Here is a 19,955-nt window from a genome sequence, read left to right as displayed (position 1 = left end):
CGCCGCCGTCAGCGACGTCTTGCCATGATCGACGTGGCCGATCGTGCCAATGTTCACATGCGGCTTGGTGCGCTCGAATTTACCTTTTGCCACTGTATTTCTCCGTCTTTACTCATCCCGCTCGGGGAAATTGATATTCGCTCCAGCCGAACCGGAAACGCGCAAGAACCGCGGTTCCGGTGGCACAGGCATTCTCACGCGTATTTCTTCTGGACTTCCTGGGCCACCGCCGTAGGGACCGGTTCGTAGTGGTCGAACTGCATCGTGTACTGGGCGCGGCCCTGCGACATCGAACGCAGATTGTCGACGTACTTGAACATGTTGGCGAGCGGCACCATGGCGTTGATGACAACAGCCACGCCACGCGCTTCCTGGCCCTGGATCTGGCCGCGACGGCCGTTGAGGTCGCCAATGACGCCGCCGACATAGTCTTCCGGCGTCACGACCTCGACCTTCATGATCGGCTCCAGAAGCTGCACGCCGAGCCGGGGTGCGGCTTCCTTGAAGCAGGCACGGGAAGCGATCTCGAACGCCAGCACCGAGGAGTCGACGTCGTGGAAGGCGCCGTCGATCAGCGTCGCCTTGACGCCGATCATCGGGAAGCCGGCGAACGGACCGGAGCCCATGACGCTGTTGATGCCCTTCTCGACGCCGGGGATGTATTCCTTCGGCACCGCGCCGCCGACGATCTTGGACCCGAACACGAACTCTTCGCTCTCGGTGTTCGGCTCGAACACGATCTTGACGCGGGCGAACTGGCCGGTACCGCCGGTCTGCTTCTTGTGCGTATAGTCCTGCTCGTGCGTGCGGGTGATGGTCTCGCGGTAGGCCACCTGCGGAGCGCCGACATTGGCTTCCACCTTGAACTCGCGGCGCATGCGGTCGACGATGATGTCGAGATGCAATTCGCCCATGCCGGCGATGATGGTCTGGCCGCTTTCCTCGTCGGTCTTGACGCGGAAGGACGGATCCTCGGCCGCCAGGCGATGCAGCGCGAGGCCCATCTTCTCCTGGTCGTTCTTGGTCTTCGGCTCGATGGCGATCTGGATGACCGGATCCGGGAACTCCATGCGCTCCAGGATGACCGGGTGCAGCGGATCGCACAGCGTGTCGCCGGTGGTCGTGTCCTTGAGGCCGGCAAGCGCCACGATGTCGCCGGCGTAAGCCTCCTCGATGTCGGCACGCGAATTCGCATGCATCTGCAGCATACGGCCGATGCGCTCCTTCTTACCCTTGACGGTGTTGTCGAGCGAGGTGCCCTTGGTGAGCTTGCCCGAATAGATGCGGGCGAAGGTCAGCGAACCGACGAACGGGTCGTTCATGATCTTGAACGCCAGCATCGACAGCGGCTCGTTATCGTCCGCATGACGCTCGATCTCGGCGTCGGTCTTGGCGTCGACGCCCTTGATGGCCGGCACGTCGATCGGCGACGGTAGGTATTCGACGACGGCGTCGAGCAGGGGCTGCACGCCCTTGTTCTTGAAGGCCGAGCCGCAGAACATCGGGAAGAACTTGACCGCGATCGTGCCCTTGCGGATCAGCGCGCGAATCTCGTCATTCGACGGCATCTTGCCTTCGAGGTAGTTCTCGAGCGCGGTCTCGTCCATCTCGACGGCCGCCTCGATCATCTTCTCGCGGTATTGCTCGGCCTTCTCTTTGAGGTCGGCCGGGATCTCGACGACGTCCCAGGCAGCGCCAAGGGTCTCGTCGCGCCAGACGAGCGCGTTCATCTCCACGAGATCGACGACGCCCTTGAACTCGGTCTCGGCGCCGATCGGCAACTGCATGACGACGGCCTGCGCGCCGAGGCGCGAGCCGATCATTTCTTCCGAGCGGTAGAAGTCGGCGCCGATCTTGTCCATCTTGTTGCAGAAGATCATGCGCGGCACGTGGTACTTGTCGGCCTGGCGCCACACGGTTTCGGTCTGCGGCTCCACGCCGGCATTGGCGTCGAGCAGCGCGATGGCGCCGTCGAGCACGCGCAGCGAACGCTCGACCTCGATGGTGAAGTCGACGTGTCCGGGGGTGTCGATGATGTTGAAGCGGCGCATCTTGCCGTCACGACCCTTCCAGTAGGTCGTGGTCGCGGCCGAGGTGATGGTGATGCCGCGTTCCTGCTCCTGCTCCATCCAGTCCATGGTGGCAGCGCCGTCATGGACTTCGCCGATCTTGTGCGACTTGCCCGTGTAGTACAGGACGCGCTCGGTCGTCGTCGTCTTGCCGGCGTCGATATGCGCCATGATACCGAAATTGCGGTAGTCTTCGATTTTATATTCGCGGGCCATGGGAGGTGCCTCTCAGTCTCGGTCGCGCTTTACCAGCGGTAATGCGCGAAGGCGCGGTTGGCTTCTGCCATCTTATGGGTGTCTTCACGCTTCTTGACGGCCGTGCCGCGGTTGTTGGCCGCGTCCATCAGCTCGCCCGAGAGGCGGTCGACCATCGTGGTCTCGTTGCGGTTGCGCGCCGCGGCGATCAGCCAGCGGATGGCCAGCGCCTGACGGCGCTCGGGGCGCACGTCGACCGGAACCTGGTAGGTGGCGCCGCCGACGCGGCGCGAGCGCACTTCCACATGCGGCGCGACATTGTCGAGCGCCTGATGGAAGACGGTGACCGGCTCCTGCTTGGTCTTGGCCTGGACCTGGTCCAGGGCGCCGTAGACGATGGTCTCGGCAACCGACTTCTTGCCGTCATACATGACGGCGTTCATGAACTTGGTGACGATCAGGTCGCCGAACTTGGGGTCCGGATTGATCTCACGCTTTTCTGCACTGTGACGACGGGACATGGCTTTTGTCTCTCAATCTCGTGGCACGGCGCAGTCAAAAAAGCGCCGAAGCCGGAAACCCTTACTTCGGACGCTTGGCACCGTATTTCGAACGGCGCTGCTTGCGGTTCTTCACACCCTGCGTGTCGAGCACGCCGCGGATGATGTGATAGCGGACGCCCGGCAGATCCTTGACGCGGCCGCCGCGGATCATGACCACCGAGTGTTCCTGAAGGTTGTGGCCTTCGCCGGGGATGTAGCCGATCACTTCGAAACCATTGGTCAGGCGGATCTTGGCCACCTTGCGCAGCGCCGAGTTCGGCTTCTTCGGCGTCGTGGTGTAGACGCGCGTGCAGACGCCCCGCTTCTGCGGGTTCTGCTGCATGGCCGGGACCTTGTTGCGCTTCACCGGCGCCAGGCGCGGCTTGCGGATCAGCTGGTTGACGGTAGGCATTAAACCCTCTTGTCTCTCAATTCCGTGTCTTGCCCTGTCAGGGCCGCTCAAAGCGTCATTTCCATACGCAAATTCGGGCAACACACCGCGCCTCGCGGTCCTGCCCGAACAAATTGCAGAGGAAGCGGAAGCCGCTTCATGCGCGCCGGAAATGTCTTTTCGCTCGTAAAACGAACCCTGTTTGAGGCAAACTCCAAGGCGCGTCGCCTCGGACAGGAGAGCCTCACATCGGTTCTGACAGGGCGGCTTCTACTCGCAAGCCTACGAACCGTCAACCCCGGAACGGCAAATATTGCGCCCGATCCGAGGGTTGGCAGCCATGCGAAAAACGCATGTAATTTTCTTGCGCCTTTTTTCAAGGACGGGGAAGAAAGTGACCGGCTTTCGGCTGTCTTCCCGCCAGGCTTCATGCAAAAAGGGCGACATGAAGAGCAAAAGCCCCCTCTTCCAAAGGAATCAGCCCGTGAACGACAACGAAGAGCGTCCGGTCACGATCATCACCGGCCGGGTGTGGCGGCGAAAAGGCGGCAAGCCGGAAGGCGTGCATGTCATGCTGGTCGCGCCTGACGATGATTCTGCGGTGCGCCGCGCGCTCGAATCGCTGGCGGCGGAAGGATTCGCCGAAGCCGAGCTCGACCAGATCGGCGACATGGAAGGCGCGCCCGACGAGGAGCCGCATCTGTCGGCCTATCAGGGAGCGCTGGAAGGCGAGGTCTCGATCGTCACCTTCGACGCGCCGAGCTGATCCCGGGACGCGATCGCGAGATCGCGATGCGTCCGGCTTGCCGGGCACCTTTGTCCTGCCTAAAAGCACTTACCTTTTACAATCCCTCGGAGCTTCCATGACCAACAACCCCATTAGGCTCGGTATCGTCGGCGTGGGAAAGATCGTCCGCGACCAGCACCTTCCGGCGCTTGCCAAGGAATGCAGCTATCAGCTTGCGGCCGCGGCCAGCCGCCATGGCAAGGTCGACGGCATCCCGAACTATCCGACGATCGAGGCGATGCTCGAGGCCGAGTCCGGCCTGGAAGCCGTCTCGCTCTGCATGCCGCCGCAGTTCCGCTACGACGCCGCGCGCACCGCGCTCGAAGCGAGGAAGCATGTCTTCATGGAGAAGCCGCCGGGCGCCACCGTCAGCGAGGTCGAGGACCTGAAGGCGCTGGCCGTGAAGAACGGCGTCTCGCTCTTCGCAAGCTGGCATTCGCGCTATGCGCCGGCGGTCGAAGCCGCGCGCGCTTTCCTCGCCTCGGCCAGGATCAGCTCGGCCGCGATCAACTGGAAGGAGGACGTGCGCCGCTGGCACCCGAACCAGGAATGGATCTGGGCGCCGGGCGGCTTCGGTGTGTTCGACCCCGGCATCAACGCGCTGTCGATCGCCACCCACATCCTGCCGCCGATGTTCATCACCTCGGCCGTGCTCGATTTCCCCGAGAATCGCGCTTCGCCGGTCGCGGCGCATGTCGTCTTCCGTACCTCGAACGGACTGCCGGTGACGATGGAGCTCGACTGGCTGCAAACCGGCCCGCAAAGCTGGGACATCCTGGCCGAGACCGACAAGGGCAAGATGGTGCTTTCGGGCGGCGGCGCAAAACTCGCTATCGACGGCAAAGTCGTCCATGACGAGCCGGAAGCCGAATATCCGATGCTCTACAAGCGCTTCGCCGAGATCGTGCGCGCCGGCGTCTCCGACGTCGACCTCGCGCCGCTGCAGCATGTCGCCGACGCTTTCATGCTCGGCAAGCGCAACGTGGTCGAGCCGTTCTTCGATTGACGGGACGGCGCGGCCGCGTCAGTCCACGATCGCAATCGCAAAGCCGTCATAGCCCTTGGCGCCGACGGTCTGGATGGCCGTGCCGTCCAGCCGCTTCTCGCCGCCGATAAAGGAGAATGCCGCGCGTGCGCCTTCGACATTGGCATCGCCGCTGTTCTTTTTCACGACGGCGCCGTCGCGGATGACGTTGTCGCAAACGATGACCGTGCCGGAGCGCGCAAGCCGCGTGGCCCAGGTGAGATAATTCGGGTTGTTCGGCTTGTCGGCGTCGATGAAGATCAGGTCGAACGGACCGGCGTTTCCGCGGCTCAGTTCGGCCAGCGAATGAAGCGCCGGACCAACCCGCAGATCGACCTTATCCGAAACCCCTGCCCGCTCGAAGTTGGAGCGCGCGACCTTGGCGTGGTGCGGATCGAGCTCCAGCGTCACGACCTTGCCGTCGGCAGGCAGGCCCCGCGCCATCCAGATGGTCGAGTAGCCGCCAAGCGTGCCGATCTCGAGCACCTTCTCCGCACCGCGAATCCGCACCAGAAGCGAGAGCAATTTGCCTTGCGCGGCGGAGACGTCGATTGCCGGCAGGCCTTGCTCGCGGTTGGCCGCGAGCACCGCGTCAAGAGCTGGATCCGCATCGAAAAGAGAAGAAACGATATAGTCGTCGACGGCCGTCCAGGTCTTGGCGCTCATGGTTTTTCCTCCTTCGTAGCCGGATGCAAAAAGGGGCCACGCGGGGCCCCTTTTTTCTTCTCTCATTCCATCCGCGCTTACTGCGCGGCGTTGACCATGTTGGTCAGCATCGGCTCGGCGACCTCGACACCGGACGCCTTGCGGCGCTCGTCGATGATGAGCTCGTCGCGCGAAGTGGCGATGCGCCGGATCTGGCTCATCGTGCCGCCGGTGCCGGCCGGGATCAGACGGCCGACGATGACGTTCTCCTTCAGGCCCTGCAGCATGTCGGTCTTGCCGGCAACCGCAGCTTCGGTCAGCACCCTGGTCGTCTCCTGGAAGGAGGCGGCCGAGATGAAGGACGGCGTCTGCAGCGAGGCCTTGGTGATGCCGAGCAGCACCGGCTGGCCTTCGGCCGGCTTCTTGCCGTCCTCGATCAGCCGCTCGTTGACCTCATCCAGCTCGATCACGTCGACATGATCGCCTGGAATGTAGGTCGAGTCGCCCTGCGTGGTGATCTCGACCTTCTGCAGCATCTGGCGAACGATCACCTCGATGTGCTTGTCGTTGATCGACACGCCCTGCAGGCGGTAGACCTCCTGGATCTCGTTGACGAGGTAGGACGCAAGCGCCTCCACGCCCTTGATCGCCAGGATGTCGTGCGGCGCCGGGTTGCCGTCGAGGATGTAGTCGCCCTTCTCGATGACGTCGCCGTCCTGCAGATGGAACGGCTTGCCCTTCGGGATCAGGTACTCGACCGGCTCGAGCGTCGAATCGTGCGGCTCGATGATGATGCGGCGCTTGTTCTTGTAGTCGCGGCCGAAGCGGACCGTGCCATCGATCTCGGCGATGATGGCGTGATCCTTCGGACGGCGAGCCTCGAACAGTTCGGCCACCCGCGGCAGACCGCCGGTGATGTCCTTGGTCTTGGCGCTTTCCATCGGGATACGCGCCAGCACGTCGCCCGGACGGACATGCGCGCCCGGCTCGACCGAGAGGATGGCCTCGACCGAGAGCAGGAAGCGTGCATCTCCGCCCTTCGACAGCTTGCCCACCTTGCCCTTGGCGTCCTGCACGACGATCGCCGGCTTCAGGTCGCTGCCGCGCGGCGTCGAACGCCAATCGATGACCTCACGCTTGGTGATGCCGGTCGATTCGTCGGCCGTCTCCTGAACGGAGATGCCGTCGACCAGATCCTCGAACGCCACCCTGCCCTCGATTTCGGTGAGGATCGGGCGGGTGTAAGGATCCCACTCGGCGATGCGCTGGCCGCGCTTCACCTTGTCGCCGTCGTCCACGAAGATGCGCGACCCGTAGGTGACGCGGTGCGTGGCGCGCTCCTTGCCGGCCTCGTCGAGGATCAGAACCGCCATGTTGCGACCCATGACCATCTGCTGGCCCTCGGAGTTGCGCACCACGTTGCGGTTGCGGATCTCGACCTTGCCCTCATAGGAGGCTTCGAGGAACGAGCTGTCCACCACCTGCGCGGTGCCGCCCATGTGGAAGGTGCGCATGGTGAGCTGGGTGCCCGGCTCGCCGATCGACTGCGCCGCGATGACGCCGACGGCCTCGCCCTGGTTGACGGGCGTGCCGCGGGCAAGATCGCGACCGTAGCAGACCGCGCAGACGCCGGTCCTGATCTCGCAGGTCAGCGCCGAGCGGATGCGCACGGACTGCACACCGGCCTTCTCGATCTGCTCCACGTCGCGTTCGTCCATCAGCTTGCCGGCCTTGACCAGCAATTCGCCGGTAACCGGATGGTTGATGTCGTCGAGCGCCGTGCGGCCGAGCACGCGCTGACCGACCGAGGCGACGACCTGACCGGCATCGACGATCGGCTGCATGGTGAGGCCCTTGTCGGTGCCGCAATCCAGCGAATTGACGATGCAGTCCTGCGCCACGTCGACCAGACGGCGGGTCAGGTAACCCGAGTTCGCCGTCTTGAGCGCGGTGTCGGCCAGACCCTTGCGGGCGCCGTGGGTCGAGTTGAAGTACTCGAGCACCGTGAGGCCTTCCTTGAAGTTCGAGATGATCGGCGTCTCGATGATCTCGCCCGAAGGCTTGGCCATCAGGCCGCGCATGCCGGCGAGCTGGCGCATCTGGGTGGGCGAACCGCGCGCACCCGAATGCGACATCATGTAGATCGAGTTCATCGGCTTCTGACGGCCGTTGTCCTCGAACTCCACCGCCTTGATGCGGGCCATCATCTCGTCGGCGACCTTTTCCGAGCACTTGGCCCAGGCGTCGACGACCTTGTTGTACTTCTCGCCCTGGGTGATCAGCCCGTCATTGTACTGCTGCTCGTATTCCTTGGCCAAAGCCTCGGTTTCGGACACCAGCTTGATCTTGGCGTCCGGGATCAGCATGTCGTCCTTGCCGAACGAGATGCCGGCGCGGCAGGCATGCGCGAAGCCGAGGGCCATGATGCGGTCGCAGAAGATGACCGTCTCCTTCTGACCGCAATGGCGGTAGACGGTGTCGATCATCTTGGAGATGTTCTTCTTGGTCATCTCCTGGTTGGCGGTCTCATAGGGCACGTTGACGTTCTTCGGCAGAAGCTCGCCGATGATCATGCGGCCAGGCGTGGTGTCGTAGATCTTCGACACGACCTTGCCTTCGGCATCGACAGTGCGGAAGCGGCCCTTGATCTTGGCGTGCAGCGTCACCGCCTTGGTCTCCAGCGCGTGCTGAAGTTCGCCCATGTCGGCGAACACCATACCCTCGCCCGGCTCGTTCTGGTTGACGATCGACAGATAGTAGAGACCGAGAACCATGTCCTGCGACGGCACGATGATCGGCGCGCCGGAAGCCGGGTGCAGGATGTTGTTGGTCGACATCATCAGCACGCGGGCTTCGAGCTGGGCCTCCAGCGACAGCGGCACGTGGACCGCCATCTGGTCGCCGTCGAAGTCGGCGTTGAAGGCGGTGCAGACCAGCGGGTGCAGCTGGATCGCCTTGCCCTCGATCAGGATCGGCTCGAACGCCTGGATGCCGAGGCGGTGCAGCGTCGGCGCGCGGTTCAACAGCACCGGATGCTCGCGGATGACCTCGTCGAGGATATCCCAAACCTCCGGACGCTCCTTCTCGACCAGCTTCTTCGCCTGCTTGACGGTCGAGGAGAAGCCCTTGGCGTCGAGGCGGGCGTAGATGAAGGGCTTGAACAGCTCGAGCGCCATCTTCTTCGGCAGGCCGCACTGGTGCAGCTTGAGCTCCGGACCGGTCACGATGACCGAACGGCCGGAGTAGTCGACGCGCTTGCCGAGCAGGTTCTGGCGGAACCGGCCCTGCTTGCCCTTCAGCATGTCGGACAGCGACTTCAGCGGACGCTTGTTGGCGCCGGTGATGACGCGACCGCGACGGCCGTTGTCGAAGAGCGCGTCGACGGCCTCCTGCAGCATGCGCTTCTCGTTGCGCACGATGATGCCCGGCGCGCGCAGCTCGATCAGCCGCTTCAAGCGGTTGTTGCGGTTGATGACGCGGCGATAGAGATCGTTGAGGTCGGACGTGGCGAAGCGGCCGCCGTCCAGCGGGACCAGAGGACGCAGGTCCGGCGGGATCACCGGAACCACCTTCATGATCATCCATTCCGGACGGTTGCCGGATTCCATGAAGTTCTCGACGACCTTGAGCCGCTTCAAGAGCTTCTTCTGCTTGAGCTCGGACGTGGTCGAAGCCAGCTCCGAGCGCAGGTCGCCGGCGATCTTCTCCAGGTCCATGCCGGCCAGAAGGTCATGGATGGCCTCGGCACCGATCATGGCGGTGAACGAATCCTCGCCATACTCGTCGACGGCCAGCATGTATTCTTCCTCACTGAGCAGCTGGTGCTCCTTCAGCGCGGTGAGGCCGGGCTCGGTGACGATGTAGTTCTCAAAGTAGAGGACGCGCTCGATATCCTTCAGCGTCATGTCGAGCAGCGTGCCGATGCGCGAGGGCAGCGACTTCAGGAACCAGATGTGGGCGACGGGCGCGGCGAGCTCGATATGGCCCATGCGCTCGCGGCGGACGCGCGACAGCGTGACTTCGACGCCGCACTTCTCGCAGATGACGCCCTTGTACTTCATGCGCTTGTACTTGCCGCACAGGCACTCGTAGTCCTTGATCGGGCCAAAAATGCGCGCGCAGAACAGACCGTCACGCTCCGGCTTGAAGGTGCGGTAGTTGATGGTCTCCGGCTTTTTGATCTCGCCGAACGACCAGGACAGAATCTTCTCAGGGCTGGCGAGCGAGATTCGGATGGAATCGAACACCTGCGCAGGCGCCTGGGGGTTGAAGAGATTCATGACCTCTTGGTTCATGCCGTTCTCCTTTTCGGGGTTCTTGAAAACCCCTTGCATCGAGCGCGGGCCGAATGCCCGCAGACTGGCCGGCCTGACCGGCCGAGAATTTGTGGGGCGCGCCGCGTGGTTTGGCGGCGCGCCATTGCCTTATTCGGCGGCGTCGGGCAGCCGGACCGGGGCTTCGTCGAGCTTGGTGTTCTCCAGTTCGACATTGAGGCCGAGAGAGCGCATTTCCTTGACGAGGACGTTGAAGCTCTCGGGGATGCCGGCCTCGAACGTGTCGTCGCCACGCACGATTGCCTCGTAGACCTTGGTGCGGCCGGCGACGTCGTCCGACTTCACCGTCAGCATTTCCTGCAGCGTGTAGGCGGCGCCGTAAGCTTCGAGCGCCCAGACCTCCATTTCGCCGAAGCGCTGGCCGCCGAACTGCGCCTTGCCGCCCAGCGGCTGCTGGGTGACGAGCGAGTACGGACCGATCGAGCGCGCGTGGATCTTGTCGTCCACCAGGTGGTGAAGCTTGAGCATATAGATGTAGCCCATCGTCACCTTGCGATCGAACGGCTCGCCGGTGCGGCCGTCATAGAGCTGCGACTGACCGCTGGTGTGCAGGCCAGCCTGCTCCAGCATGGTGTTGATGTCGGCCTCGTGCGCGCCGTCGAACACCGGGGTCGCGATGGAGACGCCGCGGCGCATCTGCTCGCTCAGGCGAATGATGCTCTCGTCGTCATACTCGCGGATCGGCTCGTTGCGGTCGTTGGCCGGCATGAAGCTTTCCAGCGTCTTGCGCAGCGGCTTGATGTCGCCGCCACCCTTGTAGGCGTCGATAAGCTCGCCGATCTTCCTGCCCATGCCTGCGCAGGCCCAGCCCAGATGCGTTTCCAGGATCTGGCCGACATTCATGCGGCTCGGCACGCCCAGCGGGTTGAGCACGATATCGGCATGCGTGCCGTCCTCGAGGAAAGGCATGTCCTCGACCGGAACGATGCGCGACACGACACCCTTGTTGCCGTGGCGGCCGGCCATCTTGTCGCCCGGCTGCATCTTGCGCTTCACCGCCACGAAGACCTTGACCATCTTCATGACGCCCGGAGGCATCTCGTCGCCGCGCTGCACTTTCTCGACCTTGTCCATGAAGCGCTGCTCGAGCGCCTTCTTGGAGTCGTCGTACTGGCCGCGCAGCGCTTCCAGCTCGCTCTGGAGCTTTTCGTTCTCCACGGCGAACTGCCACCACTGCGAGCGAGGATACTCGTCGAGCGTGTCCTTCGACAGCTTCGAGCCCTTCTTGAAGCCCTTCGGACCGGCGATCGCTTCCTTGCCGACGAGCATATCGGACAGGCGCGAATAGACGTTGCGGTCGAGGATCGCCTGCTCGTCATCGCGGTCCTTGGCCAGGCGCTCGATCTCCTCGCGCTCGATCGCCATGGCGCGCTCGTCCTTCTCCACGCCGTGGCGGTTGAAGACACGCACTTCGACGACCGTGCCGAAGGTGCCCGGAGGCATGCGCATGGAGGTGTCGCGAACGTCCGAGGCCTTCTCGCCGAAGATGGCGCGCAGCAGCTTTTCTTCCGGCGTCATCGGGCTTTCGCCCTTCGGCGTGATCTTGCCGACCAGGATGTCGCCCGGCTGCACTTCCGCGCCGATATAGACGATGCCGGCCTCGTCGAGGTTCTTCAGCGCTTCTTCCGAAACGTTCGGAATGTCGCGCGTGATTTCCTCCGGTCCAAGCTTGGTATCGCGGGCCATGACCTCGAACTCCTCGATGTGGATCGAGGTGAAGACGTCGTCGGCCACGATGCGCTCGGAGAGCAGGATCGAGTCCTCGTAGTTGTAGCCGTTCCACGGCATGAACGCGACAAGCACGTTGCGGCCGAGCGCGAGATCGCCGAGCTCGGTCGACGGACCGTCGGCGATGATGTCGCCCTTGTTCACCCGGTCGCCGACACGCACCAGCGGACGCTGGTTGATGCAGGTGTTCTGGTTTGAACGCTGGAACTTCATCAGCCGGTAGATGTCGACGCCGGACTTGCCCGGGTCGAGATCTTCCGTCGCGCGGATGACGATACGGGTGGCATCCACCTGGTCGACCACGCCGCCGCGACGGGCGCCGATGGCGGCGCCCGAGTCACGGGCGACGACGGGCTCCATGCCGGTGCCGACGAACGGCGCCTCGGCGCGCACCAGCGGCACGGCCTGGCGCTGCATGTTGGAGCCCATCAGCGCGCGGTTGGCGTCGTCGTTCTCGAGGAACGGGATGAGAGCCGCCGCCACAGACACCATCTGCTTCGGCGACACGTCCATCAGGTCGACGTTCTCGCGCGGCGCCATCATCACCTCGCCGGCGTTGCGGCAGATGACGAACTCGTCGACGAAACTGCCGTGCTTGTCGAGCTCGGCGTTGGCCTGCGCGACATGGTGCTTGGCCTCTTCCATCGCCGACAGATAGACGACTTCATTGGTCAGCTTGCCGTTGACGATCTTGCGGTACGGGCTCTCGATGAAGCCGTACTTGTTGACTCGCGCGAAGGTGGCGAGCGAGTTGATCAGGCCGATATTCGGGCCTTCCGGCGTCTCGATCGGGCAGATGCGGCCGTAATGCGTCGGGTGCACGTCGCGCACCTCGAAGCCGGCACGCTCGCGGGTCAGACCGCCCGGCCCGAGCGCCGACAGGCGGCGCTTGTGGGTGATCTCCGACAGCGGGTTGGTCTGGTCCATGAACTGCGACAGCTGCGAGGAGCCGAAGAACTCGCGCACGGCGGCGGCCGCCGGCTTGGCGTTGATCAGGTCCTGCGGCATGACCGTGTCGATCTCGATCGAGGACATGCGCTCCTTGATCGCGCGCTCCATGCGCAGCAGGCCGACGCGGTACTGGTTCTCCATCAGCTCGCCGACCGAACGCACGCGGCGGTTGCCGAGATTGTCGATGTCGTCGATCTCGCCCTTGCCGTCGCGCAGCTCCACCAGCGTCTTGACCACGGCCAGGATGTCTTCCTTGCGCAGCACGCGCACGGTGTCCTCGGCCTTGAGCTCGAGGCGCATGTTCATCTTGACGCGGCCGACGGCCGACAGGTCGTAGCGCTCGCTGTCAAAGAACAGCGAGTTGAACATGGCTTCGGCGGTCTCGAGCGTCGGCGGCTCGCCCGGACGCATGACGCGGTAGATGTCGAACAGCGCGTCCTGGCGGCTCTCGTTCTTGTCGACGGCGAGCGTGTTGCGGATGTAGGCGCCGACATTGACGTGGTCGATGTCGAGGATCTGGATCTCGTCCTCGCCCGTGCCGAGCAGCACCTTCAGCGTCTTGTCGTCGATCTCGTCGCCGGCCTCGAGGAAGATCTCGCCGGTGGCGTAGTTGACGATGTCCTCGGCCAGATAGTTGCCGAGCAGGTCCTCATCGGTCGCCTTGATCGCCTTGAGACCCTTCTCGCCGAGCTGGCGGGCCTGGCGGGCGGTGATCTTCTTGCCGGCCTCGACGACGATCTCGCCCGTGTCCGCGTCGACCAGGTCGCCGACGGCCTTGAGGCCGCGGAAACGATCGACGTTGAACGGGATGCGCCAGTGGTCGCCGGCGCGCTTGTAGGTGATCTTGTTGTAGAAGGTCGACAGGATCTCCTCGCCGTCCATGCCGAGCGCCATCAGCAGCGACGTCACCGGAATCTTGCGGCGGCGATCGATGCGGGCGTGCACGACGTCCTTCGAATCGAACTCTATGTCGAGCCACGAGCCGCGATAGGGAATGACGCGCGCGGCAAACAGAAGCTTGCCCGACGAGTGCGACTTGCCCTTGTCATGGTCGAAGAAGACGCCCGGCGAGCGGTGCATCTGCGAGACGATGACGCGCTCGGTGCCGTTGACGATGAAGGTGCCGTTCGACGTCATGAGCGGCATGTCGCCCATGTAGACGTCCTGCTCCTTGATGTCCTTGATCGACTTCGCGCCGGTGTCCTCGTCGATATCGAACACGATGAGGCGCAGCGTCACCTTCAGCGGCGCGGCATAGGTCAGGTCGCGCTGACGGCATTCGTCAACGTCGAATTTCGGTCCTTCGAACTCATACTTCACGAATTCCAGCATCGAGGAGCCGGAAAAATCGGAGATCGGGAAGACCGACTTGAAAACGGCCTGCAGTCCCTCGTCCGGACGCCCGCCCTTGGGCTCGTCCACCATCAGGAACTGGTCATAGGATGCCTTCTGAACCTCGATCAGGTTCGGCATCTCCGCAACTTCCGGGATCTTTCCGAAGAACTTGCGTACGCGTCTGCGGCCATTGAAAGTCTGGGTCTGGGCCATCGTCGCTCCTTAGCTCAAAACTCGGGGCGAACCTCGCCGCGGTTCGCCTTGCACCAACGGGCCGCCTCACCGGCTGCCCCTGTCTGTTTTCCGGGCGGCCCTTGCCAATCGCTTGGCGGCTGCCGGCTAAAACGGGAGAAAACCCGTTTCCTGAAGGCCGCTTCCGGCCCTCAGGAAAGAGGTTTTCAAACGTCTCGCGTTGTGAAGCCTCCCTTCGTCAAGGAAGGGGCGGACGGCGCGAGGCCGCCCGCCTCAGCCATAAGGCTTACTTCAGCTCGACCTTGGCGCCAGCTGCTTCCAGCTGAGCCTTGAACTTGTCGGCGTCGGCCTTGGAAACGCCTTCCTTGACCGGCTTCGGAGCCGCTTCGACCAGGTCCTTGGCTTCCTTGAGGCCAAGGCCGGTGATGGCGCGGACTTCCTTGATGACGTTGATTTTCTGGGCGCCGGCGTCGGCGAGAACGACGTCGAATTCCGTCTTCTCTTCAACCGGGGCAGCAGCAGCGGCAGCACCGCCAGCAGCGGCAACCGCCACCGGAGCGGCGGCCGAAACGCCCCACTTCTCTTCCAGGAGCTTCGACAGCTCGGCCGCCTCGAGGACGGTCAGCTTCGAAAGGTCGTCTACGATCTTTGCCAGATCAGCCATTTGCATATTCCTTCATAAGGTTCGAACGAGTGTTTGTGATAGCGAGGAACGGCCTCATGCCGCCTCGTCCTTCCGGGCGTAAGCGCCGATGACACGCGCGACCGAAGCCGCGGGTGCATTGACGATCTGGGCGATCCGGGTTGCCGGCGTGGCGATCATGCCAACCAGCCTGGCGCGCAGCTCGTCGAGCGACGGAAGTGTGGCGAGTGCCTTCACACCGTCGGCGTTGAGCGAGGTCGAGCCCATGGCGCCACCGAGAATGATCAGCTTGTCATTCCCCTTGGCGAAATCGGACGCGACCTTCGGCGCCGCAATCGGATCCTCCGAATAGGCGACCAGCGTCTGTCCCTTGAACAGATCGATGATCGATGCGGAGTCCGTGCCCTGAAGAGCGATCTTGGCGAGACGGTTCTTCGCGACTTTAACGGTGCCACCGGCGGCGCGCATCTTCGACCGAAGGTCGTTCATTTGCGCGACGGTGATACCGGCATAGTGGGCCACGACCACTGAACCCGCGTTCGAGAACGCATCGTTCAGGCCCGTGACGAGTTCGCGTTTTTCCGCTCTGTCCACTGCCTATCTCCAGTTGACCCCATCCTGCTAACGGGAACATTCCCATTCACGAGGATAGAAGTCGGGTTGCCTTTTGCCGGCCGGGCCATCCAAATAACGGATCTCCCGAACGACGCTCGAGGATCCTGCCCCCCTTTCGCCACACCGCCGGCAAGCCGGACGATGCGCAGACAAAAGGCAAACACGGTTCGAACCTTTCATCGGAGCATTAGCTCCTTTGTCGGGTCTTCACCCGTCTCATGCAGGCCCAGATGAATTAAGGCGTTTGGGCCGCCTGCAATCTCGGACAGGATATCCGGAAGCCTTTCGGCCTCCGGGTTACCGGGCCGCCGACGGATCGGCGGTCCGGAATTCTTATGCGACCGGCCCGAAGCCGGTCGGGCGACACTTACGACGCGGCGAGCGTCGCGATGTCGAGCTTGAGGCCCGGGCCCATCGTCGATGTGACCGACACCTTCTTGACGTAGTTGCCCTTGGCGCCGGCGGGCTTTGCCCTGTTCACCGCATCGGTGAAGGCCCGCACGTTCTCTTCCAGCGCCTTGACGTCGAACGAGACCTTGCCGACGCCGGCCTGGACGATGCCGGCCTTCTCGACGCGGAACTCGACGGCGCCGCCCTTCGATGCTTTGACGGCGGCCGCGACATCGGCGGTCACGGTGCCGACCTTCGGGTTCGGCATCATGCCGCGCGGGCCGAGCACCTTACCCAGACGGCCGACCAGCGGCATCATGTCGGGGGTGGCGATGCAGCGATCGAAGTCGATCGTGCCCTTCTGGACGATGTCGACCAGATCCTCGGCGCCAACGATATCGGCGCCGGCGGCCTTGGCTTCCTCGGCCTTGTCGCCGCGCGCGAACACGGCAACGCGCACCGAGCGGCCGGTGCCGTTCGGCAGGTTGACCACGCCGCGGACCATCTGGTCGGCATGGCGCGGATCGACGCCGAGATTCATCGCCACCTCGATCGTCTCGTCGAACTTCACCGAAGACCGCTCCTTGAGCAGCTTCAGCGCCTCACCAAGAGCATAGGCCTTGTTCGGGTCGATGCCTTCGCGGGTCTTCGATACACGCTTTGCAAGCTTTGCCATGATCTTAGCCCACCACTTCCAGGCCCATCGAGCGGGCGGAGCCCTCGACCATGCGCATGGCCGCTTCGACGTCGTTTGCGTTCAGGTCCTTCATCTTCTGCTCGGCGATCGCGCGCACCTTGTCGCGCGAGATCGTGCCGGCCTTGACCTTGCCCGGCTCCTTGGAGCCCGACTTCAGGTTGGCAGCCTTCTTCAGGAAATAGCTCACCGGGGGCGTCTTCATGACGAAGGTGAACGACTTGTCCTGGTAGTAGGTGATGACGACCGGGATCGGCGACCCCTTCTCCAGCTCCTGGGTCTGCGCGTTGAACGCCTTGCAGAATTCCATGATGTTGATGCCGCGCTGACCAAGCGCCGGGCCGATCGGGGGCGACGGCGTGGCCGAGCCCGCGGCAACCTGGAGCTTGAGCTGGCCTGCAACTTTCTTAGCCATCTCTATTCCTGCCTTTTCTCATGCCGGGAAACACCGGCGGTTGCAGTCCGGTGGTGCGGCTCCAGCGGCCGGCTAAACCACTTTCGCCTCCCACCCGTTCATGGCAGCGCATTCCTTCGCGCCGCCGACCCCCCCCTTCGCCTGTCGGCCGAGGGATCTTCGGATCAGCCCTTTTCGACCTGTCCGAATTCGAGATCGACGGGCACCGCGCGCCCGAAGATCGAAACTTCCACCTTGAGGCGCGCCCGCTCCTCGTCCACTTCCTGGACGAAGCCGTTGAACGAAGCGAACGGACCGTCCGAGACGCGGATCGCCTCGCCGATTTCGAAGGTGACCGAGGGCTTCGGCCGCTCGACGCCTTCCTGCACCTGGTTCAGGATGCGCTGCGCTTCAGCTTCCGTGATCGGCACCGGCTTGGAGTCGCCGAGGAAGCCGGTGACCTTCGGCGTGTTCTTGACCAGCGAGAACACCGCATCCGTCAGGTTGGCCTTCAAGAGCACATAGCCGGGGAAGAACTTGCGTTCGGCATCGACCTTGCGGCCACGGCGGATCTCGACGACCTTCTCTGTCGGCACCACGATCTGCTCGATGTCGCCGGACAAGCCCTTCTGCTTGGCCTTGTTCTCGATATCCTCGGCGACCTTCTTCTCGAAGTTCGAATAAGCGTGGACGATGTACCACCGCGCAGTCATTTCACGACCTCTCCGTAATCGCCGAACTTCAATGTCCGAGGCCCAGAATCCACTCGATCGCATAGCCCATGGCTATGTCGGCGGCGAAGAAGAAGATCATGGCGATGACCGCGAACACCAGAACCATCACCGTGGAGATCATGGTCTCGCGACGCGAGGGCCATGTCACCTTGGCCGTCTCCGCGCGAACCTGCTGGAGAAAGGTGAAAGGATTAGTGGTTTTCGAAGCCATGTGCTGCCTGTCTTCGAGACCCGTTGGCCGGGTCTCCTGGATGATCCCGCTGGCCGGGACGTGCCGCCTGAGCTCCGCGCTGACGCCCGAATCAGCGCCACCATTTCGCCCACGCAAATCAGACGCGTAAAGCCGGCTTCCCAGCTCCACGCGTCGCGTGTCTGTTCAGTCTACATAAAACCGATTCTTGATCCACGCAAGTGGCAAGTGTTCCGCTTTATGTTCGAACGCCGCCTCGGAACCATCCAGTCGTTCCGTCCCGGCTATGCGGGCCGTTATGCCCCAGTTTGTCCTATATGGCAAGCCACCCGCCGGTTTTCAACGGCGGAGCGCCCCGATCCTCAGTCCGCCACTTGGGGAAATGGCACGGGCAGCAGGGCTCGAACCTACGACCTGCGGTTTTGGAGACCGCCGCTCTACCAACTGAGCTATGCCCGTACGTGCGCATTCAGCGCAGGCGCTTCCTAAAAGCTTCCGGGCGCTCTGTAAAGAGTAGTCTGAGGCGGTTTCATATCCTTTGCTGTAAATCCGGTTTTCTCCTGCTTCGGCAAACGGTTTCGATCCGCAGCTTATCCGCCACGGCTACGATTTTCCGGCCGGCGGCTTGTAGGGTCCGCCCGGCACGCCCCAGCCCCAGGCGGGCATCGGCTCCGTCTCCGGGTCGCAGGTCTCGCCGAGAATGGAATTCATCTTCGCCAGCCGCGATCCCCATTCGACGTAGCCCATGAAGGCGGAACGGAATTCGGGGTCGTCGGGCAGGCCGACCTCGTCCGCCGCGTCGGCCAGGAGATTGATCCAGCGCCGCCGCTGCTCCTCCGTCAGATGCTTGCCGAGATGATGCATGACCATCTCGCGGTGGCCGCCATGGTTCTCGCTGTAGGTCTTCGGCCCACCGAAGACCTCGCCGATGAAGGCGGCGACGTGCGCCGGATGGTCCGGCGACATGTGCCTGAACACCGGACCGACAATCGGATCCAAGGCCACCTTGTCGTAGAAGGTCCGCGTCAGGCGGTTGAGCGCCTCGCTGCCGCCGGCCCATTCGAACAAAGTCGGGATATCCTCGCTCATCGCCGATCCTCCTTCATCGGTAGCGCGCAAAGATAGCGGCAAGACCGGATCCGGCTCAACCTGCCTCCTTGGCCAGTGCGGGAACGGCGCTGAATGACGCTAAAGCTTCGCTGGCGTCTCGGCCTCGGCATTGGCGGACGGCAGAACCCGGCAGTTGTCGGGCTTGGGCGACGATTTGCAGATGTTGGCGCCCGTGAGCGCGTCCACCGACTGGCGGCCGGTGGTAAGCCCGAACTCCGCCAATTCGTCCCGACTGAGTTGCCTGTGCTTTGCATATTGGGCCGACTGCATCGCGACGAACAAGCCCGAGCCGATCGCCATCTCCTCGAGATACGCCCTGACCTTGTCCTCCATGCCCATGGAGTGCACGAGGAAATGCGCATCGGCACCAACGAAGCGCCTGGCGCCGCCGGCAATCATCACCGCGCAGGCCGCGTCGCATGCGGCGCCTGCATCGACGGTGAGGCCGGTATGGAGACCGTCCTTCGCGACGCACCCCACGGCGCCGGGTTCGCAATCGAGAAAATCAGTCCGGGCTACCGCGACATCCAACCTGCGCTCACGGATCAGCCGGCCGGCGTCGAGCGCGCCCTGTATGTCGCCGCCCGGTGAGTTGACGACGATGGGCAGCCTGCTCCCGCCGACCGTGCCAAGCAGCTCGCGCAGCCTGTCGGGCGTGCCGGCGACAATCGTCCCTTCCGCCGAAATCCATTCCGGGCAGTCGGGATTGCAGAGCGGATTGCTGCCGCGGACGAGGACGAAGCGCATTTCCTGTTCCTGCCTCGGCGCCGACACAGCCTCCGTCGGCTGGCTGGAAGCCGGCTTGGCCGCGACCGTCGCCACCTCGACCGGCTTGGCGTTGCGACCGGCCGGCATCTCGCGGCAGTTCGGTGGCACCGGATCGCGCCGACATATGGTTGCTTCGGTCATCAGGTCGAGGGAATCGAGGCTGGTGACGAGCTTCATCTCTAGCATGTCATCGGTCTCGATCTGCCTTATGTCGCTTGCCGGCG

Annotated in this window: 17 protein-coding genes and 1 tRNA gene; 2 read left to right on the top strand and 16 right to left on the bottom strand. The window is 63.5% G+C overall.

What is annotated here, in order from left to right; genetic code table 11:
- The 4 genes from EH240_RS34805 to rpsL all read right to left on the bottom strand — a co-directional run.
- A partial coding sequence (locus EH240_RS34805) for a GTP-binding protein (RefSeq protein ID WP_032936484.1) occupies positions 1-93 on the bottom strand: 93 nt, incomplete at its 3' end.
- A 101-nt stretch (positions 94-194) separates the two neighbouring features.
- Positions 195-2,285 (bottom strand): elongation factor G, encoded by a 2,091-nt coding sequence (gene fusA, locus EH240_RS34800; RefSeq protein ID WP_125006886.1) that lies wholly within the window; start codon positions 2,283-2,285, stop codon positions 195-197.
- 29 nt (positions 2,286-2,314) lie between these two features.
- Complete coding sequence (gene rpsG / locus EH240_RS34795) at positions 2,315-2,785, bottom strand: 30S ribosomal protein S7 (RefSeq protein WP_027170372.1); 471 nt, start codon at positions 2,783-2,785, stop codon at positions 2,315-2,317.
- Positions 2,786-2,846: 61 nt separating this feature from the next.
- Positions 2,847-3,218: a 30S ribosomal protein S12 gene (gene rpsL / locus EH240_RS34790; protein WP_006202128.1), complete on the bottom strand. Its 372-nt coding sequence runs from the start codon at positions 3,216-3,218 to the stop codon at positions 2,847-2,849.
- A 463-nt stretch (positions 3,219-3,681) separates the two neighbouring features.
- On the opposite strand from rpsL, the gene EH240_RS34780 reads away from it, so the two are divergent.
- Positions 3,682-3,963 (top strand): transcriptional regulator, encoded by a 282-nt coding sequence (locus tag EH240_RS34780; protein ID WP_095813867.1) that lies wholly within the window; start codon positions 3,682-3,684, stop codon positions 3,961-3,963.
- Between the two features lie 97 nt (positions 3,964-4,060).
- Entirely contained in the window at positions 4,061-4,990 is a 930-nt protein-coding gene (locus tag EH240_RS34775) for a Gfo/Idh/MocA family protein (protein ID WP_125006884.1), read from the top strand.
- 18 nt (positions 4,991-5,008) lie between these two features.
- Here EH240_RS34775 and EH240_RS34770 read toward each other — a convergent pair whose 3' ends face one another.
- The 12 genes from EH240_RS34770 to EH240_RS37775 form a co-directional block, all read right to left on the bottom strand.
- A complete protein-coding gene (locus EH240_RS34770; RefSeq protein ID WP_125006883.1) occupies positions 5,009-5,674 on the bottom strand; it encodes an O-methyltransferase in 666 nt (221 codons plus the stop codon).
- A 77-nt stretch (positions 5,675-5,751) separates the two neighbouring features.
- Positions 5,752-9,948, bottom strand: coding sequence for a DNA-directed RNA polymerase subunit beta' (gene rpoC / locus EH240_RS34765; RefSeq protein WP_125006882.1), 4,197 nt, complete (start codon positions 9,946-9,948; stop codon positions 5,752-5,754).
- 129 nt (positions 9,949-10,077) lie between these two features.
- Positions 10,078-14,214 (bottom strand): DNA-directed RNA polymerase subunit beta, encoded by a 4,137-nt coding sequence (gene rpoB / locus EH240_RS34760; protein ID WP_125006881.1) that lies wholly within the window; start codon positions 14,212-14,214, stop codon positions 10,078-10,080.
- A 265-nt stretch (positions 14,215-14,479) separates the two neighbouring features.
- Positions 14,480-14,857, bottom strand: coding sequence for a 50S ribosomal protein L7/L12 (gene rplL / locus EH240_RS34755; protein ID WP_125006880.1), 378 nt, complete (start codon positions 14,855-14,857; stop codon positions 14,480-14,482).
- Between the two features lie 54 nt (positions 14,858-14,911).
- Positions 14,912-15,430: a 50S ribosomal protein L10 gene (gene rplJ / locus EH240_RS34750; protein ID WP_125006879.1), complete on the bottom strand. Its 519-nt coding sequence runs from the start codon at positions 15,428-15,430 to the stop codon at positions 14,912-14,914.
- Between the two features lie 388 nt (positions 15,431-15,818).
- On the bottom strand, positions 15,819-16,517 hold the full coding sequence (rplA, locus tag EH240_RS34745; RefSeq protein WP_125006878.1) for a 50S ribosomal protein L1: 699 nt from the start codon (positions 16,515-16,517) through the stop codon (positions 15,819-15,821).
- A 4-nt stretch (positions 16,518-16,521) separates the two neighbouring features.
- Complete coding sequence (rplK, locus tag EH240_RS34740) at positions 16,522-16,950, bottom strand: 50S ribosomal protein L11 (RefSeq protein WP_095765524.1); 429 nt, start codon at positions 16,948-16,950, stop codon at positions 16,522-16,524.
- A gap of 164 nt (positions 16,951-17,114) precedes the next feature.
- Positions 17,115-17,642, bottom strand: coding sequence for a transcription termination/antitermination protein NusG (nusG, locus tag EH240_RS34735; protein WP_125006877.1), 528 nt, complete (start codon positions 17,640-17,642; stop codon positions 17,115-17,117).
- Between the two features lie 28 nt (positions 17,643-17,670).
- On the bottom strand, positions 17,671-17,874 hold the full coding sequence (gene secE / locus EH240_RS34730; protein ID WP_040974128.1) for a preprotein translocase subunit SecE: 204 nt from the start codon (positions 17,872-17,874) through the stop codon (positions 17,671-17,673).
- A 362-nt stretch (positions 17,875-18,236) separates the two neighbouring features.
- Positions 18,237-18,312 (bottom strand) — tRNA-Trp (locus EH240_RS34725).
- Between the two features lie 144 nt (positions 18,313-18,456).
- Positions 18,457-18,942: a group II truncated hemoglobin gene (locus tag EH240_RS34720; protein WP_125006876.1), complete on the bottom strand. Its 486-nt coding sequence runs from the start codon at positions 18,940-18,942 to the stop codon at positions 18,457-18,459.
- Positions 18,943-19,041: 99 nt separating this feature from the next.
- On the bottom strand, positions 19,042-19,955 hold a 914-nt coding region (locus EH240_RS37775; protein ID WP_483466611.1), incomplete at its 5' end, for a COG3904 family protein.

Source organism: Mesorhizobium tamadayense, assembly GCF_003863365.1.
Classification (GTDB): Bacteria; Pseudomonadota; Alphaproteobacteria; order Rhizobiales; family Rhizobiaceae; genus Mesorhizobium; species Mesorhizobium tamadayense.
The sequence above is the reverse complement of the archived record's forward strand: the minus strand, read 5'-3'. Positions and strand labels throughout refer to the sequence as shown.

Coding starts and splice junctions, on each gene's coding strand:
- nusG (WP_125006877.1), bottom strand. CDS start 17,642: ATGACTGCGCGGTGGTACATCGTCCACGCTTATTCGAACTTCGAGAAG.
- rpoB (WP_125006881.1), bottom strand. CDS start 14,214: ATGGCCCAGACCCAGACTTTCAATGGCCGCAGACGCGTACGCAAGTTC.
- rpsL (WP_006202128.1), bottom strand. CDS start 3,218: ATGCCTACCGTCAACCAGCTGATCCGCAAGCCGCGCCTGGCGCCGGTG.
- rplL (WP_125006880.1), bottom strand. CDS start 14,857: ATGGCTGATCTGGCAAAGATCGTAGACGACCTTTCGAAGCTGACCGTC.
- rpoC (WP_125006882.1), bottom strand. CDS start 9,948: ATGAACCAAGAGGTCATGAATCTCTTCAACCCCCAGGCGCCTGCGCAG.
- rplK (WP_095765524.1), bottom strand. CDS start 16,950: ATGGCTAAGAAAGTTGCAGGCCAGCTCAAGCTCCAGGTTGCCGCGGGC.
- EH240_RS34775 (WP_125006884.1), top strand. CDS start 4,061: ATGACCAACAACCCCATTAGGCTCGGTATCGTCGGCGTGGGAAAGATC.
- rpsG (WP_027170372.1), bottom strand. CDS start 2,785: ATGTCCCGTCGTCACAGTGCAGAAAAGCGTGAGATCAATCCGGACCCC.
- fusA (WP_125006886.1), bottom strand. CDS start 2,285: ATGGCCCGCGAATATAAAATCGAAGACTACCGCAATTTCGGTATCATG.
- EH240_RS34720 (WP_125006876.1), bottom strand. CDS start 18,942: ATGAGCGAGGATATCCCGACTTTGTTCGAATGGGCCGGCGGCAGCGAG.
- EH240_RS34770 (WP_125006883.1), bottom strand. CDS start 5,674: ATGAGCGCCAAGACCTGGACGGCCGTCGACGACTATATCGTTTCTTCT.
- rplA (WP_125006878.1), bottom strand. CDS start 16,517: ATGGCAAAGCTTGCAAAGCGTGTATCGAAGACCCGCGAAGGCATCGAC.
- secE (WP_040974128.1), bottom strand. CDS start 17,874: ATGGCTTCGAAAACCACTAATCCTTTCACCTTTCTCCAGCAGGTTCGC.